This is a genomic window from Alcanivorax sp. HI0007 (assembly GCF_001635525.1).
Taxonomy (GTDB): domain Bacteria; phylum Pseudomonadota; class Gammaproteobacteria; order Pseudomonadales; family Alcanivoracaceae; genus Alcanivorax.
Genome location: NZ_LWEJ01000258.1, coordinates 59,077 through 76,058, shown reverse-complemented (window position 1 = coordinate 76,058; position 16,982 = coordinate 59,077). Strand labels below are relative to the sequence as shown.

The window sequence follows — 16,982 nt, the reverse complement described above, 5'->3', positions numbered from 1 at the left end:
GGGATATCGACGCGGAATCGGTGGTCTTTGAAAATACCAATGCCTGTGACGTGGGCAGCTTCCGGGTGGAAAAGGTGGAGCTGGACCCGGCCACGGGTCGCCCGCTGCGCTATGACGAAGATGGCAAACGCAAATACCGCTGTGAGGCGGGTGTGACCGGCAAGTTGGAGGTGGGCAATCGTCGCCTGGTCTTTACCCCGTCCCAACCCTGGGAAGAGGGTGCCTATTACCGTTACATCCTGATGAGCGTCAATCAGACATCCGCCCAGCAACCGGATGATTGCCGCAGTGGCGAGGCCATTTGCGCCACCGATGGCAAGCGTCTGCAGACCGCTCTGTTACGGGCCCCGGACAGCGACATGGGTGGGCCCGACATGCATCTTCACTTCGTTGCCGGCGCACCGGTTGCCAGTGTCTTCCAGCCACTCAAGAACCTGCCCACGGCGGACCTGAACGGCAATGGCCATTTTGATGCGGGAGAGCCCGGCTACAACGGCGGTGAGCCCGGCGCCAATACCACGGCGCTGATCATTGATGAAAGCAAGGGCGATAACGGCAGCGAAGGAGGGGTCTCCGATCCGGCGCTGGTCTGTGATCTGCCGGAGCAGTGTGGCATTCATGTGGTCGGTGGCCTCAACTCCGAAGTGATCGGTGCCACACAACCCTACGATGATCCATCGACACCGGACGTTGAAGCCTGGCCGGCTGTCAGGATCGGGCTGTATCCCACCCTGATTCAGGCATCATCGGTGACACTGAAAGTGAAAATTATCGGCCTGTTTGACAGCGACACCCCCACAGAAACCCAGTTCATGCGTATGCGTTACCAGTGTGTGGCCTGGCCGGAAGACGCGGATAATTTCTGTGGTAAAAAGCATCCGGATGGCAGCTTTGTCTATGACGAATGGGAGCGCCAGGGGCTGATACCCGGCTGGATTGTGCAAACCCCGGAGGGGCCGGAGTTTCGTGCTGATGTGGACCTGTATCTGGACGCGCCCTACATGCACATCCTGCTGGATGGCACCCATAACCAGCACAGCTATCCGCTGACCATGAATCTGGCCGGGCCGGTCACTTTCCTGCCGGACGGGCGCATGGTAATCGAGCAGCTGAACAGCAACGATATCGCTGTAGACGTGAATCTGTCGGTGTTGATCCTTAACCCGAAAATTTATCTGAAAATTCCGGCGGGCGGCGTAAAGCTTCAGTACCTGGGTGAGCCGATCAAGCAGTAACGTCTTCCTTGCCAAGCCATTGCCGGCCTTCGGGCCGGCTTTTTTTATGCTCCTCTACCTGTCTGTGACATAGCCGCCCTGGCGACGGCAAACCGAAACCCCCCGGTTACATCGTTTAACAATACCGGTGCTCCCATCAACTTTTCTCAACCATTCCCAACTTTTTGCCAACGGCGCTGGCACTCGCGTTTTGTTTGACTTGTTGCATACACACAGGGGGGAATAGGTGAGAGGCTGCATAGCTTCACGCATTGTTCTCCTGTCGCCTGGGACCTTAACCTGAGGCGAAAACCCTAATAACAAAAGCCGGAGAAGCGCTATGACTACGAAAACCCTCGCCCGTTGGGGAGCTGCTGTCATTGTCAGCACTGCCCTGTCGACCCCTACTTTCGCTGCAATGGGTAACACGGCCAGCACCTATGGTCTGCTACCTGCCGATGTGGGGACCGCCATGGGTCTGTCCATGTTCAATCCCCAGGCATCAGCGCTTTATTACAACCCGGCCTACCTGACCCGCGATCCCCGTGGGGAACTGACGGTGGGTCTGTTGCACGGTGACCAGGAACTGCGTGCCGTCAGCCAGGGCAATCCCAGCGGGGGCGCCCCATCGGTGATTCGTGACGGTGACATACTGAATGACACCCTGTCCCAGCAGCAGGTCATTGCGCTGAAGACCGACCTCACCGATATGACCAAGTTCGAACATCCGATCTACTTCGCGATTATTGCCGGGGTGGAAAAATTCGGTGAGGAAATGCTGGCATTTGACTCCAGCACCAGCATGGAAGGCCAGTTCTTCAATTACGGCCGACAGCCATTATTCCTGAACCTTGGTGGAGGCCTCGAACTGGCCAACGGTATTACCACCGGGGCCTCCGCACACATCTCCCTGCGTTCTGAGGCTACCCTGATCGCCAGCGCCAACCTGGCCGGTGAAACCCAGCGCGAAGAGCTGACCGTGTCTGCCAAGCCGGTGATTCGTCCGGTGCTGTCCATGAATCTGGAATGGGACAAGGTGTTCTGCGGCAAGGAAGACTGCGGCATCTGGACCGGTCTTGAGACCGCTTTTGCTTTCCGCGGGCACACCGAGGCCCGCACCGCGGTGGAATCCAATCTGACCATTCCCGGTACCGTTATTGATCCGGGTATTACTGTGTTGATCGATACCATCGATTCCTATCAGCCGGATATCTTCAGTGCCGGTCTGCTGTATCACTTCACCGACAACTTCCGCGCTGCCGTTACCGTAGAACAGCAGAACTGGAGTGACCTGGAAGATGAGCTGGCCCGCGACACGGTCAAGGACCAGGCCTTCGCCGAGTTCAAGGACATTGTGGTTCCCCGTATCGGTGCCGAGTGGACGGTGAACGATCACCTGATTCTGTCCGGCGGTGTGGCGTATCAGGAAAGCCCGCTGGAAAGCATCCAGACCCCGGACGTGAACTACCTGGACAGTGACAAATTGATTGTCGGCGTGGGCTCATCCCTGATTATCCAGAACCCGCCCGTCCTCGCTTATCCGCTGCGCCTTGATTTCGGTTACCAGTTCCAGAAACTGGAAGAGCGGGATTTCGAGCTGACCACCAACCGTCCCGGTGTGGCGAACCCCTATGAAGTGGTAACCGCTGATGGCGATGTCCATGTGTTTTCCGGCGCTATCACGGTGAAGTTCTAACGGAGGTGTTCCATGAAAAAGAATAATATCGCCCTGACAGCACTGACCGCCCTTGCGGTGGCAGGCTGTGGCGGGGACAAGGACAGGGTGAGTTTCGATACACCCACCTTCAACGCACGCAACCTGCACTACACCTACCCGCTGGATGACCAGAACCAGGTGGCACCGCGTGCCATTGTGGCCTTACAGTTCAGCCATACCGTATCGGCCACGGCAGATAATTTCGTGTTCCAGGATGCGGATGGCGCGGATGTGGCCTTCACCCTGGAATCCGTGGCAGATGGCCGGGGTGTGGTGCTGACGCCTGTGGATGCACTGTCTCCGGCAACGGATTACACGGTGGTCATGAATGGCGTCACCGTGCTCGGTGAAACCACCACTTTCAAGGACGGCGAGCTCAATTTCACTACCCGCGCCGCTCTGGAAGGACCGCTGGATACCCAGCAGACCGCCGCCAGCTTTGAAGTGGAGTCCATCTTCCCGGATGACGACCAGTTCGAAAGCATGGATTTCTCCAGTTTCCGGCTGCGCACCACCAAGCCCATTGATGCGTCCACCGCAGTTTATGGTGACACCGTCAGCCTGATGAGCAACGGCGAACTGGTGCCGGCACAACTGCTGGTTGGCCGTACCGCGATTACCGTGGACCCGCTGGAAGACATGACCCCCGGCCAGACCTATGAGCTGGGTGTCAACGGCGTGCTCAGCCAGTCCGGCGAAACCATTGCCGGCTTTACGCATTCCACCGTGCCCCAGGACACAACCTCTCCCACCACCGGTGAGCGGGCGGTACTGGTGACCAATGCACCGCCGGCGGATGATTCCCTTGGCTGTCTGGATGAAGGGGTGATCACCTCCGAACTGACCGGTCAGCCGATCAACTGCGTGCCGGTGATTGGTACCCTGCTGCAGGACAAGACCGTATCCAAGCAGTCCGGTGACGTGTATGCGGAGCTGGCGTTTACCCCCAACTTCCCGGATGTCACCCCGCTGCGGGTCAGGAAGGGCGGCATTCTTACCGGTGATGCGCTGGAAGTCTTTATTGGCGGTGAAGTGCCGGTGGGCTTTGATTCCGGGGAAGTGACGGTACAGATCATTTCCGATGCTACCGGTTATCTGTTCCCCAACCCCAATGCGGAAAGCGACGATGCACCCAAGCAGCTGCGGTTGATGATGGATGTGGCGACCTCCACCTCCGACGCCCGCGCCAATGGGGCCTTTACGCAGAACCTGATGCATCTGGAACTGGTGGGCACCGGCCTGATTGAAGACGGCCAGCTCAACACCGATGCCATCACTGTGGTGGAGCCGCGGGTACTGGGCGTGGAAAACAGCTACGGCGTTCTCAGCTTCCGCATGGAGTCCTATCTGGATCAGGAAAATGCACCGGTCCAGCCGATTGATTCCGTGAATCCCATCGTTCCCGTTCTGAATGGGGATAACGGTCCGGAATTGTCCTGGCAGCCGGGCAATGTGGCAGATCGCATGGAACCGGGGGAGCCCATTGTCATTCACTTCAGCGAAGCGCTGGAGCCGCAAAGCATTGATGCGGGCACCACATTGATGCTCACCAAAGGTGGTGTTGCCGAGCCGTTCAGCTGGGAACTCAGCGGGAATGCGCTGGTGATTACCCCTGACAGCCCGGTGGAGTACGGGGTCGAATATGTGGTGACCACCACCCCGGAAATCACCGACTTGGCCGGCAACCCGCTGCAGATGCTGGATTCCCTGGAAGGGGATAATTCCCTGGATTTCACCCTGCCGGAATACGTGGTGGATGACGGTGGCGAGGATGTGCGTCGTGGGCCGTTTGCGTCCACCGTTTACCCGGGCTTCCCCTGTGCCAGCAGCACGGCCAGTCAGGCGGAAATTGACGCCGGTACCCAGGGCGTGTGTGTGTCTTCCAGCCCGGAAGCGGATCAGGTGGTGATTGACCAGCTGCCCATCGTGGGGTTGCCTGCGAATCGTCCGATCAAGGTGCGTTTCTCCCAGAACATGGACCCGAGCACCCTGGTGCTGGGCGATACCGTGATGGTGCAAGCGGACGACAACGGTTCCTGGGTTGATGTGGACGGTGAGCTCACCGTGGAAACCCGTGGCTTCACCTTTACCCCGAACCAGCCCTGGGACGAGACCGGTGCGACCCTCTACCGCTACGTGATGGCGGGTAACGGTGGCGGCACCGGCTGTGCCGGTATTTGCTCCGCTGATGGCCTGCCGCTGCAAACGGCTCCCCTGCTCGGTGGCGGACTGAAAGAGGGTGGCCCGGATATGGAAATTCTGTTCCGGGGTGAAGCCGCTGCGGACACCATCTTCCAGGAACTGGCCAACCTGCCCAGCGCGGATGTGAACAACAACTTCCAGATCGACAGCAACGAACCGGTTCTCACCGGCGACACCCTGGATCCGGCAGATACGCCTGCCAATGCCACCTTCATCGTGCCCCGTGGCACTGGTGGTGAAGGGCTGGTGGCCTATGCCAACACAGGCTGTGGTTTTGATAATCCGGCTGACGGCACGCCCACCCAGTGTGACAGCGACAAGATCATGTACGTGACCGGGTTGCTGAATACCGAGATCCTGGATTTCGATGCCGAGAATCAGGGTGTGCCGGTGGTGATCTACCCCACCACGGTGGCGCTCACCAATCTGGATGCCACGGCGGTAATCGGCCTGCGGTTGACCTCGGACGATGAAACAGGCGGCCTGCTTGGCGCGATTCCGGTGCTCGGTGATATTGCCCAGGACATCGTGGATGGTTTGCTGGGTGCCACTGGACTCGGGGATCTGATCGAAGCCGTGGGTCTGGATAACATCGGCCTGGCACCGATTCCCACCTCCACCGGCCCCAACATCATGCGCGTGCGTTACGAGCCGGAGGATCCCAATGATCCCAACAGCCCGCGCACGGTACCGCCGGTAGGCTTTATCGTGGATACACCGGATGGCCCGGTCTTCCGTATCCCGTTCGATCTGCTGTTCGATGCGCCGGCCCTGAGCCTGCCGCTGGGTCTTGAGCACAACGTGAAGAGCCTGCCCATCGACAATGTGCAGCTGGAAGGTCCGCTGGACTTCCTGCCCGATGGCCGCCTGTTCATCGCTCTGCAGAATCAGGAACCGCTGGATGTGGATCTGGAAATCACCCTGGCTGGCTTCGATGGCGGCAAGGTGCTGCTGCAGATTCCGCCGGGTGGCATCAACCTGAGCTACCAGAGTGCGTCCATTCAGTGATCGCTCTGCAAGCGTTCCTGGCAACGTGAAAAACGCCCCGGCTTGTCCGGGGCGTTTTTTTTGTAGTCCCTGAAGCCGATCCCTCGAGCCGTTGGTACCTTGCTGGCAAGGCGAAGTCGGACCCGGAGCGGCGCGGTACCGAACTTTCTGGGACATTCGTGCCTGACGCAACGCTACTTTTCACTGCCAATTGCATCACTTTTTCCAACAATTTTACGAATATGTGTCGCGAATGACGCGGATTACCGCTTTCTTCCTATGTGAATGCCTGTGGACTCCTGATTAGGGTGTGATCCCCCTGTCGCTACCCCCCCGCGACACAGAAAAAGAAATCAGGAGTGCACAATGTCTGTTTCATTCAAGGGACGCGCTGCCGTCGTTGCCGGTGGTCTGCTGATGCAGTCTGTTGCCCTGGGCAGCATGGGTAACATCGGTACCACCTACGGCGTGTTGCCTTTCGATCTGGCCACCGCCCAGGCCCTGAGCCTGTTCAACAGCCAGACCTCAGCCACCTATTACAACCCGGCCTATCTGGCCAAGGATTCGCGCGGCGAACTCACCGCCGGTTTCATGCACGCGGACCATGAGCTGCGCGCCAACAGCCTGGGCGGCGCGGATGCGCCGGTACGGAACGGTGATGTGATTCAGGACTCTCCCTCCCAGCATGTGCTGATCGGCATGAAGACCGATCTCACCTCGCTGACCCAATACGATCATCCGCTCTATCTGGGCCTGATGCTGGGCGTGGAAAAATACGGTGAGGAAATGCTCGCCTTCGAATCCCAGACCTCCCAGCAAGGGCAGTACTTCGAGTATGGCCGTCAGCCCCTGTTTCTGAATCTGGGCGGCGCCACCCAGCTGTGGCGGGGGATCGACGTGGGTGCCACCGCCCGGATTACCCTGCATGCCGAAGCCGACCTGGCCGCCACCACGGACCTGGCCGGTAACACCCGCTACGAAAAACTGGAAGTGTCCGCCAAGCCCGCCATCCGGCCGATCTTCGGCATCAACATGGATTGGGGCGAGACCTTCTGCGCCGAAGGCGACGACTGTTGGTTCAATGGTCTGGAAACCGCGCTGGCCTATCGTGGCTATTCCAATACCAAGACGGAAGTGAACGCCAATGCGGTGATCCCCGGGGTAATTTCCAGCCCGGGCCTGATGCTGGCTATCAACACCCTGGATTCCTACCAGCCCAATATCCTCAGCGGCGGCATGCACTACCAGGCCGGTCGCTGGCGCACCGGCGTCAGTGTGGAATGGCAGGAGTGGTCCGCCCTGGAAGAGGAGTTCGAGCGCGACACCATCAAGGACCAGACCGTTAACGGTGACGTGGGCCAGCTTCGCTTCAAGGATGTGGTGATCCCGCGAGTAGGCACGGAATACCGCCTCAACGATACCTTTACCCTGCGGGGCGGGCTGGCGTTCAGCGAGTCGCCGCTGGATTCCGATGCCTCCGTGGACGTGAACTATCTGGATACCGACAAGTGGATTGTGGGCCTGGGCGCCTCCGCTGAATTCAAGGAGCCCTGGTTGCTGGCCTACCCGGTACGCCTGGATGTGGGCTACCAATACCAGAAGCTGGAAGCCCGGGAGTTCGATATCTATGACACCCAGTCCGCCGCCTTTCCGCAGCCCAGCGAACGGGTGGAAGCGGACGGTGACGTCCATGTCTTCAGTGGTTCCCTGACCCTGAAATTCTGAGTGCGGAGGCAAGCATGATGTTGCGCATATTTTCCCTGATTGCCGCCGCGTCCCTGTTGGCCGCCTGCGGCGGCGGTGGCAGTGAGCAAACGGTGGATTACAGTGCCCGCAAAAAAGGGCAGGTGTACTACAGCTATCCCGCAGACGCACAGACCGGCGTATCGGTCCATGCGCCGGTGGTGGTGCAGTTTTCCGAGCCGCCCGCCCTGGACGATCAGGATGTGAGCCTGATCGGGCCGGACGGTCCGGTGGATGTGGTGCTGTCCCGGGCTGACCAGGAGCGGTCCCTGGTGATTACCCCCCAGGCGCCGTTGGCGTTCAACAGTGACTACCGGCTGGAACTGGCAGGCATGACTCTGGCCGGCTTCAGTGACGGCGAGCTGGCTTTCACCACCGCCAGTGCCGGCAAGGGGCCGGCCAGCGAGCAGCAGCAGGCCCAGGCGTTTACGGTCACGCGGGTTGCGCCATCCGGTGATCAGGCGCAACCGCTGATGGATTTTTCCACCCTGCACCTGCAGTTTAGTCAGCCGCTGGATGCGGCCACCGTGGATTACGGCACCACCGTGAGACTGGAAGCGAGTGGTGGCGCCCTGGTTGAGGCCACGGCCCTGGCCGGCGGTAACCGTCTCAGCGTGGACCCGGCCGCCGACCTGCAACCGGGCCAGCCCTATACACTGGTGCTGGATGCGGCCCTGAGTAGCCGTTTTGGCACTGCCCTGAGCGGCGACACCGAGTTTGCGGTGAACCCGCAGGACTCCGAGCCCCGCGAAACCCTGGCCCTGGAAGCCATGGCGGCCGATCCGGTCAAAGGCTGCAACGAGGATGGTGTGACGCTGTCGCCGCTGTCCGGTGCGCCGATCAACTGTGTCCCGCTGATTGCCCGCCTGCTGGGTAACACCACGGTATCGAAACTGTCCGGTGATGTGTTTGCCGACCTGGCGTTTATCCCCAACTTTCCGGATGCCTCGCCGCTGCGAATTCGCAAGGGATCGCTGCTGTCCGGTGAGCCGCTGGAGGTATTGATCGGCGGCCAGCTGCCCGCCGGGTTTGATTCCGGCGAGGTGACCGTCAGCTTCCTGTCCGATGCCACCGGCTATCTGTTGCCGGCCCCTTACAGCGAACAGCCGGAAGCGCCACGCCGCATCATGCTGACTCTGGACCTGGCTTTTTCCACTGCCGACTCCCGCGCCAATGGCGCCTTTACCCAGAGTCTGGTGCAGGTGGAACTGGTGGGCCGCGCCATCGTGGAAGAAGGGCGCATGATCATCGACGCCCTGGGTGTGGTGGAGCCGGAAGTGCTCGGTATCGAAACCGCCTTTGGCGTGCTCAGCTTTCACATGGAGTCCTACCAGGATCAGGAAAACGCCCCCGAGCCCCCGGTGGATATCACCGGCCCCAGTCTGCAAAGCTGGCAACCCGGTGATTATGCCGACCGTTTCCGTCCCGGCGATCCGATCGTGCTCAACCTGAGCGAGACCCCGGACCAGGACAGCATTGAAGCCGGCGTCAGTGTGATGCTCACCGACCAGGGTGCGCCGGTGCCGTTCCAGTGGGCCCTGGATGGGGCCTCGCTGATTCTCACCCCGGAACAGCCATTGGCATTCGGCACCGAGTATCAGGTCACGCTCACCGACGGCGTGGAAGACCTGTACGGTAACCCGGCCACACCGGAAACCCTGCTGTTCAGCATGCCCGACTACAGCCCGGATGCGCCGCGAACCCCTTATGCCGCCACCGTGTACCCGGGTTTTGCCTGCGCGGTGAACCCGCCGAGCCGGGACCTGGGCAACGGTATCCAGGGTCAGTGCGCCAGCGCTTTCCAGAATCAGGCCGGCGATCTGTTGCCAGTGGTCGAGATGCCCGCCAACCGCCCCATTGAGGTCCAGTTTTCCCAGGATATGGATACCACCAGCATGGTGCTCGGTGAGGCCTGCGGGGAGGGCAGTGTCCGGGTGGAGAAGATTGATGCCGGCGGCAACTGTCTGGAAACGGTGCCGGCCTATCTGTCGCGCAATAGCCGCAGCCTGACGGTGATGCCCGCGCAGCCCTGGGAAGAGGGCGTCTTGTACCAGTACGTCCTCGGCTCCCACGCCAGCACCGGCTGCGGCCAGGGGGTGATCTGCTCATTGGCCGGTATGCCTTTGCAGACCGCCCAGTTGCTGGCCCCGGCCGCCAATGAGGGCGGTCCGGACATGGCCATCGCCTTCACCGGCGCCCCGGCCACGGGCAATGTGTTCCTGCCGCTGCGCAACCTGCCCAAGGCGGATGTGAATGCCAACTTCGAGTTGGACGCGGATGAACAGAAAGCGGTGGAAGACCCGCCGGGCAGCGGCGAGTACCCCACGCCCACCAATGCGGCCTCCCTGTTTGTCACCGACACTGGCGGCCTGGCCACCGGCGCCAACGTGGGCTGCCCACTGAACCAGAGCTGTCCCGAAGAAAAGTTCACCTACCTGAACGGTGGCATCAACGTGGATATCCTCGGCTGGAACGAGGACGAGCAGGCAGTGGAAGTGCTGCTCTACCCGCCGGTGCTGATGACCACCAACAGCAGTGTCTATGCGCAGATTCTCGGCCTGGTGGAGCCGGAAGTGCCCACTGAGCCGCTGGTGATGCGGGCCCGTTATGCGGATGACGGCAATGGTAATCGTACCGAACCGGTGCGCGGCTATATCCGTCACGACGGCAATTCACTGACCTTTGAGACCACCCTGGATCTATTCCTGGATGCCCCGGAAATGGAAGCGCCGCTGGGGCTGCCGCACAACCTGCACAGCCTGGAGCTCAACGATCTGCAGCTGAGAGGTCCGTTGACGTTCCTGCCCGACGGGCGCCTGGTGATTGGCCTGCTCAGCCTCAATGCCCAGAACATTGATGTCAGCATTGGCGGCGGCGCGGCCACCATCGACCTGCAGATTCCTGCTGGCGGTGTCAACCTGACCTACCAGAGCGGGTCCATCAAGTAACCGCCGTCCCCGCAGTCGAATGGCTGCTCCCACATTTCAGCCCGGTGCTGGACTGTGGGAGCGGTCGTCTGCTTGCCCTGCGGGTGCGGCCGCTTTTTCTCTCCGAATCAGATCAGACATCCGGCCAATCCGCCCCTGTCCATGCCGCCAGCCTATGCCCCCCGGCCTCGGGCCGATATAATTGCCCCTCATTTGAATAGTGGTGTTTATATGGGTCATCGCACAGCTCTGTACGACGCGCACCTGGCGGCCGGCGGCAAGATGGTCGACTTTGGCGGCTGGGACATGCCGATCAACTATGGCTCCCAGATCGAGGAGCACCACGCGGTGCGCCAGCACGCCGGCGTATTCGACGTCTCCCATATGACCGTGGTGGATATTGCCGGGGCCGGTGCGCGGGACTTTCTGCGCCACCTGCTGGCCAACGACGTGGACCGCGTCACCCCGGGCCGTGCCCTGTACAGTGCCATGCTCAATGACAGCGGCGGCGTCATCGATGACCTGATCGCCTACAAGCGGGACAATGACTACCGTCTGGTGGTAAATTGCGCCACCCGCGAGACCGACCTGGCGTGGATGGAAAAACACGCGGGCGGATTTGCCGTGGATATCCGCGAGCGGGCCGACCTGGCCATGCTTGCCATCCAGGGCCCCCAGGCCCGCAGCCTGGTGGCCGGTCTGCTCAGCGGTGCCCGTGCCGAGGCCGTGAATACCCTGAAAGTGTTCGGGTTTGCCGAAGACGGCGAGTGGATGATCGCCCGCACCGGCTATACCGGGGAAGACGGCGTGGAAATCATGCTGCCCGGCAATGACGCGGTCACACTGTGGGGGCAGTTGCTGGACGCGGGTGTTGCGCCCATCGGCCTGGGCGCCCGGGATACCCTGCGTCTGGAAGCCGGCATGAACCTGTACGGCAACGACATGGACGAGAGCATCACCCCGTGGGAAGCCAACATGGGGTGGACGCTGGTCCTCAACGACCGGGATTTCGTCGGTCGCCAGCCGCTGCTCAACCAGCAACAAAATGGCCACGGAGAGCTCGTTGGCCTGGTGCTGGAAGGCAAGGGCGTACTGCGTGCCCACCAGCAGGTGTTGTTGCCCAATGGCGAGCAAGGCGAAATTACCAGCGGTACGTTTTCACCCACCCTGGGCAAATCCATCGCCCTGGCCCGGCTGCCCGCTGGCGCCACCGGCAAGGTGGACGTGGAAATCCGCAACAAGCGCCAACCTGCCCAGGTGGTCAAACCGCCTTTCGTGCGCAACGGCCAGGCGGTTTACAAAGCGCTTTAACGTGCACGCTATTCGCTGCCATGCATCACGCGTGCTGCGAAACCGTGTTGCAGCAGCGCGGAAATGCCGAAGGCAACAAGCGGCGGTGCCGCTCAAGATGAAAAGGTGACAAGACAGGCTGTAGGAGCGTCGCTGGCGGTGCGATTCAATGCGTTGACTATCGCGCCGCCAGCGACGCTCCTACGGAACAACTTTCAGCGTGCAGGCGTAAAGCGTGCCGCAAGCAAGCGACTCTCAACAGGAGACAACAATGAGCGAGATTCCAGCCGAGCTGCGTTATGCCGCCAGCCACGAATGGGCCAAGAACGACGACGGCGTGGTCACTGTCGGCATCACCGAGCACGCCCAGGACGCCATGGGCGACCTGGTGTATGTAGAGCTGCCGGAAGTGGGCCAGGTCGTGGCCGCCGGTGACGAAGCCGGTGTGGTGGAGTCCGTGAAGGCCGCCTCCGACATTTACGCGCCCGTGGCCGGTGAGGTCATCGAGATCAACGAGGCACTGGAAGACGAGCCGGAACTGGTCAACAACGCCCCCTATGAAGGTGGCTGGCTGTTCAAGATCCAGATGAGCGAAGAAACCGATCTGGACAACCTGCTCACCGCCGACCAGTACCAGGCGCAGATCGAGAGCGAATAATCGCGTAGCGATTATTCGCAGCGGCAAGCTACAAGCCACAAGCTGCAAGCTGCAAGCTAAACCCCAAAACAGGTTTTCCTTGCAGCTTGAAGCTTGCAGCTTGCAGCTTGTAGCTAGTCTTCACCGCCAGTTAAGCGCTGTGGACTCAAAGCCAACACCCAACCTATCCAGGTACCCCAATGCCGTATATCCCCCATACCCCCGATGACGTGCGCGCCATGCTCGACGCCATCGGCGCCGACAGCATCGAAGACCTGTTCGATGAAATCCCCGCGCACCTGAAAGCCGCCGGCAAGCTCGACGCTCTGCCCGATGGCCTCAGTGAAATGGAAGTGACCCGGCTGATGAACGAGCGCGCGGCCATGGACGCCGGTGCGGTGAGTTTTATCGGTGCCGGTGCCTACCAGCACCACATCCCGGCGGCGGTATGGGAGATTGCCACTCGCGGTGAGTTCTACACCGCCTACACGCCCTACCAGGCGGAAGCGAGCCAGGGCACCCTGCAGGTGATCTATGAATTCCAGACCCTGATGACCCGGCTCACCGCCATGGACGTGAGTAATGCCTCCGTCTACGACGGCGCCTCCGGTCTGGCTGAAGCGGTGCTGATGAGCCTGCGCGCCAACCGCAAGAGCAAGTCCCGCAAGGTGCTGGTGCCGGCGGCCCTGAATCCGCGCTACACCAGCGCCACCAAGGCCATCGTGGAAAACCAGGATGTGGCCCTGGAAACCGTGCCCTTCTGCCAGGAAAAAGGGCAGACCCTGATCGATGCCCTCAAGCCCCACGAAGGCGAAGACTTTGCCGCACTGGTGATCAGTCAGCCCAACTATTTCGGCAGCCTGGAAGAGGTGGATGCACTCACCGACTGGGCCCATGCCAACGGCATGCTGGTGATCGCGGTGGTGAATCCCACTGCCATGGCGTTGATAACTCCGCCCGGCGAATGGGGCGAGCAGGGTGCCGATATCGTGGTTGGCGAAGGCCAGCCCCTGGGCGTGCCGCTGTCCTCCGGTGGTCCCTACTTCGGCTTCATGTGCTGCAAACAGAAGCACGTGCGCCAGATGCCGGGCCGCATCATCGGCCGCACCGTGGACATGGAAGGCAAGCAGGGCTTTACCCTGACCCTGCAGGCCCGCGAACAGCACATCCGCCGTTCCAAGGCCACCAGTAACATCTGTACCAACCAGGGCCTGGCCATGACCGCCGCCACCATCTACACCTCCCTGTTGGGACCGGACGGCCTCACTAACGTGGCCGCCCACTGCCACGCCAATACCCAGGCGCTGGCCGACAAGCTCACCGCCATCGACGGTGTGGAACGCGCCTTTACCGCGCCCACCTTCCACGAAGTGGTGCTCACCCTGCCGAAACCGGCGGACGAAGTGCTGGCGGCCCTGGCCGAGAAGGACGTGCTGGGTGGCGTCAGCCTGGCGAAAGACTATGGCATGAGCAACGCCATCCTGGTGAACGCCACCGAAGTCCATAGTGAAGGCGATCTTGATTTGTTTGCCGTTGCTCTTAAGGAGGTGCTGGCATGAGCGAGACACAACTGATTTTCCAACTGTCTCACCCGGGTCGTAGTGCCACCTCCCAGGCGCCCAAAGCCCTCAGCGACGATAAGCTGTCGGCGATTCCCGCGCACCTGCGTCGCAAGCAGAAGCCGGGCCTGCCGGAAGTGTCGGAAATGCAGGTGGTGCGTCACTACACCAACCTGTCCAGCAAGAACTTCGCCATCGACAAGCAGTTCTATCCGCTGGGCTCCTGCACCATGAAGTACAACCCCCGCGGTGCCAACCGTGCCGCCATGCTGCCGGGCTTCCTCAACCGTCACCCGCTGGCGCCGGAAAGCCACAGCCAGGGTTTCCTCAGCTGCATGTTCGAGCTGCAAAACTTCCTCAAGGAAGTGACCGGCATGAAGGGCGTGTCTCTCGCCCCCATGGCCGGCGCCCAGGGCGAATTCGCCGGCGTGGCCATGATCCGCGCCTACCACGATGCACGCGGTGATGAAGGCCGTACCGAGATCCTGATCCCGGAAGCCGCCCACGGCACCAACCCGGCCACCGCGGTCATGTGTGGCTACAAGGTGCGCGAAGTGCCCGTCGGCAAAGATGGCGACGTGGACCTGGAAGCGTTGAAAGCCGCCTGCGGTCCGCAGACTGCCGGTCTGATGATGACCAACCCCAGCACCTGCGGCGTATTCGAGCGGCAGATCGAAGCTATCTCCAAAGCCGTCCACGAAGCCGGCGGTCTGCTCTACTACGATGGCGCCAACCTGAATGCCATCCTCGGCAAGGTGCGTCCCGGTGACATGGGTTTCGACGTGATCCACATGAACCTGCACAAGACCTTCGCCACTCCCCACGGTGGTGGCGGTCCCGGTGCCGGCCCGGTGGGCGTGTCCGAACGCCTGCTGCCCTACCTGCCCACCCCCATGGCGGGCCAGCGCGATGACGGCAGCTACCACTGGATCGATACCGATACCCTGGATACCAGCATCGGTCACCTGAGTGCCTTCATGGGCAACGCCGGTGTGCTGCTGCGCGCCTACTTCTACGCCCGTTCCCTGGGCCGCGAAGGCATGATCCGCGTGGGCGAATTCTCCACCCTGGCCGCCAACTACCTGCTCAAGCGACTGGAAGCCGTGGGCTGCACTGCCGCCTACCCGGATCGCCGGGCCAGCCACGAGTTCATTCTCACTTTTGCCAAAGAAGCGAAAGAGCTGGGTGTCACCGCCATGGATATCGCCAAGCGTCTGCTGGACTACAACCAGCACGCGCCGACCACCTACTTCCCGCTGCTGGTGCCGGAGTGCTTCCTGATCGAGCCCACCGAAACCGAAAGCAAGGAAGCCCTGGACGCGTTCGTGGACGCCATGGCCGCCATCCTGGAAGAAGCGCGCACCGAGCCCGACATGGTGAAAGAAGCGCCCTTCACCCAACCGGTGCGTCGCCTGGATGACGTCAAGGCAGCCCGCGAGCTGGATCTCACCTGGTCGGAATCAGCTCCCTAGGACAGGACCGTTGGAGCCTTGCTCGCAAGGCGAATAAAACCCGGCGCATGCCGGGTTTTTGTTATCCGTTACCCCCGATCCAACGGACTAATCACCCCCAGCCCACCCCGATTCATCACATGCAGATAGCGCTCGGTGGTCGACACATCGTTGTGCCCCAGCAGCTCCTGCACTGTGCGGATGTCATAGCCGTTCTCCAGTAGCCTTGTTGCAAACGAATGTCTGAAAGTGTGTGGGCCGCAGAGTTTAACAATCCCGGCTTCCTGGGCGGCATTCTTTATCTGTCTGCGAATAGTGTCGGGGTGATGGTGGTGGCGGCGAATAATCCCAGTCTGTGGGTCTCGGGCAGGTTCGCGGGACGGGAAGATGAATTGCCAGCCCAATTGCGAGCCTTCACCGGAATACTTTCTCGCCAGCGCATAGGGCATCTAGGCAGGGCCAACCCCATTCTCCCTGTCCTGTTTGTAATAACTGGTGGCCAAGTCGATCTGGATCTTCAGGCGTTCATATAACTGGCTGGAAAGTACGGTGACGCGATCCTTGTTTCCCTTTCCTTCGCGCACAATGAGCTGGCCCTGGCCGAAATCAATATCCTTGATTCTCAGTCTCAAGGCTTCAGAAACCCGTAATCCGGAACCATACATAAGCTCTGCCATCAGCTTGAATGGATCGGTTAACTGCTCAATGATGGACCGTGCCTCCTCATCAGTAAAAACAACGGGAGGCCTGCGATACTTGCGTGATTGGCGAAAGTTCAAGGCCGGGAAATCAATTTTGAGGAATTTGCGATAGAAGCAGTTCAATGCATTCAGGGCAATCTTCTGCGTGGCCGGGCTGCAATGCCGCTGTGCAGCGAGATAAGTCAGGAAGGCTTGTATTTCCGGCGTGCTCATTTCGCGGGGGTGCCTGCGGCCATGGTAACGGATATAGGTAATGACCCAATGAACATAAGTCCGTTCAGTCTGATAACGATAATGGTTGGTGCGTAGCCAAGCGCGAAACTGGTCAAGCAGCCTTACCGGATTGTCTGGAATGGAAACTGGAATATCTCTGGTTCTGTTATTCATGACGCTCTCCTGTCTCGTAGCAGGCTGCGGTCAGACGAGGCCGTGCTCAACAGAAAGGGGCGTAAATGCCTGTAGGAGATGTCTTAAAGTTTGCTAAATCGTTGATATTTGGTTCGGCTTGCGACTTAAATATGCTTGGAATCTCCGGAAATAGGCCGCTTGTTCGA

The 16,982-nt window shown here is 60.6% G+C and carries 8 protein-coding genes and 2 pseudogenes; 9 read left to right on the top strand and 1 reads right to left on the bottom strand.

Annotated features, from left to right (window positions below; genetic code table 11):
• The 9 genes and pseudogenes from A3714_RS18110 to gcvPB all read left to right on the top strand — a co-directional run.
• Nucleotides 1–1,235: pseudogene (locus A3714_RS18110) on the top strand (hypothetical protein); the annotation flags it as partial.
• Between the two features lie 319 nt (nt 1,236–1,554).
• On the top strand, nt 1,555–2,910 hold the full coding sequence (locus A3714_RS15195; RefSeq protein WP_062815336.1) for an outer membrane protein transport protein: 1,356 nt from the start codon (nt 1,555–1,557) through the stop codon (nt 2,908–2,910).
• Nucleotides 2,911–2,922: 12 nt separating this feature from the next.
• Nucleotides 2,923–6,141, top strand: coding sequence for an Ig-like domain-containing protein (locus A3714_RS15190; protein WP_062815337.1), 3,219 nt, complete (start codon nt 2,923–2,925; stop codon nt 6,139–6,141).
• 345 nt (nt 6,142–6,486) lie between these two features.
• The gene (locus A3714_RS15185; protein ID WP_062815338.1) at nt 6,487–7,845 is read left to right on the top strand and encodes an OmpP1/FadL family transporter; all 1,359 of its coding nucleotides are present in this window, start codon (nt 6,487–6,489) and stop codon (nt 7,843–7,845) included.
• A 14-nt stretch (nt 7,846–7,859) separates the two neighbouring features.
• On the top strand, nt 7,860–10,811 hold the full coding sequence (locus A3714_RS15180; RefSeq protein ID WP_231866179.1) for an Ig-like domain-containing protein: 2,952 nt from the start codon (nt 7,860–7,862) through the stop codon (nt 10,809–10,811).
• A 210-nt stretch (nt 10,812–11,021) separates the two neighbouring features.
• Entirely contained in the window at nt 11,022–12,101 is a 1,080-nt protein-coding gene (gcvT, locus tag A3714_RS15175; RefSeq protein ID WP_062815339.1) for a glycine cleavage system aminomethyltransferase GcvT, read from the top strand.
• Nucleotides 12,102–12,351: 250 nt separating this feature from the next.
• A complete protein-coding gene (gene gcvH, locus A3714_RS15170) occupies nt 12,352–12,738 on the top strand; it encodes a glycine cleavage system protein GcvH (protein WP_062815340.1) in 387 nt (128 codons plus the stop codon).
• Between the two features lie 179 nt (nt 12,739–12,917).
• On the top strand, nt 12,918–14,276 hold the full coding sequence (gene gcvPA, locus A3714_RS15165) for an aminomethyl-transferring glycine dehydrogenase subunit GcvPA (protein ID WP_062815341.1): 1,359 nt from the start codon (nt 12,918–12,920) through the stop codon (nt 14,274–14,276).
• The gene (gene gcvPB / locus A3714_RS15160; RefSeq protein WP_063508384.1) at nt 14,273–15,748 is read left to right on the top strand and encodes an aminomethyl-transferring glycine dehydrogenase subunit GcvPB; all 1,476 of its coding nucleotides are present in this window, start codon (nt 14,273–14,275) and stop codon (nt 15,746–15,748) included. The genes gcvPA and gcvPB overlap by 4 nt, the downstream gene beginning before the upstream one ends.
• Before the next feature lie 68 nt (nt 15,749–15,816).
• Here gcvPB and A3714_RS18295 read toward each other — a convergent pair.
• Nucleotides 15,817–16,815 (bottom strand): annotated as a pseudogene (locus A3714_RS18295) (integron integrase).
• Nucleotides 16,816–16,982: the final 167 nt, after the last annotated feature.

What these genes read in the sequence shown, in the direction of transcription:
- A3714_RS15195 (WP_062815336.1), top strand. Translation starts at nt 1,555, where the DNA reads ATGACTACGAAAACCCTCGCCCGTTGGGGAGCTGCTGTCATTGTCAGC.
- A3714_RS15190 (WP_062815337.1), top strand. Translation starts at nt 2,923, where the DNA reads ATGAAAAAGAATAATATCGCCCTGACAGCACTGACCGCCCTTGCGGTG.
- A3714_RS15185 (WP_062815338.1), top strand. Translation starts at nt 6,487, where the DNA reads ATGTCTGTTTCATTCAAGGGACGCGCTGCCGTCGTTGCCGGTGGTCTG.
- A3714_RS15180 (WP_231866179.1), top strand. Translation starts at nt 7,860, where the DNA reads ATGATGTTGCGCATATTTTCCCTGATTGCCGCCGCGTCCCTGTTGGCC.
- gcvT (WP_062815339.1), top strand. Translation starts at nt 11,022, where the DNA reads ATGGGTCATCGCACAGCTCTGTACGACGCGCACCTGGCGGCCGGCGGC.
- gcvH (WP_062815340.1), top strand. Translation starts at nt 12,352, where the DNA reads ATGAGCGAGATTCCAGCCGAGCTGCGTTATGCCGCCAGCCACGAATGG.
- gcvPA (WP_062815341.1), top strand. Translation starts at nt 12,918, where the DNA reads ATGCCGTATATCCCCCATACCCCCGATGACGTGCGCGCCATGCTCGAC.
- gcvPB (WP_063508384.1), top strand. Translation starts at nt 14,273, where the DNA reads ATGAGCGAGACACAACTGATTTTCCAACTGTCTCACCCGGGTCGTAGT.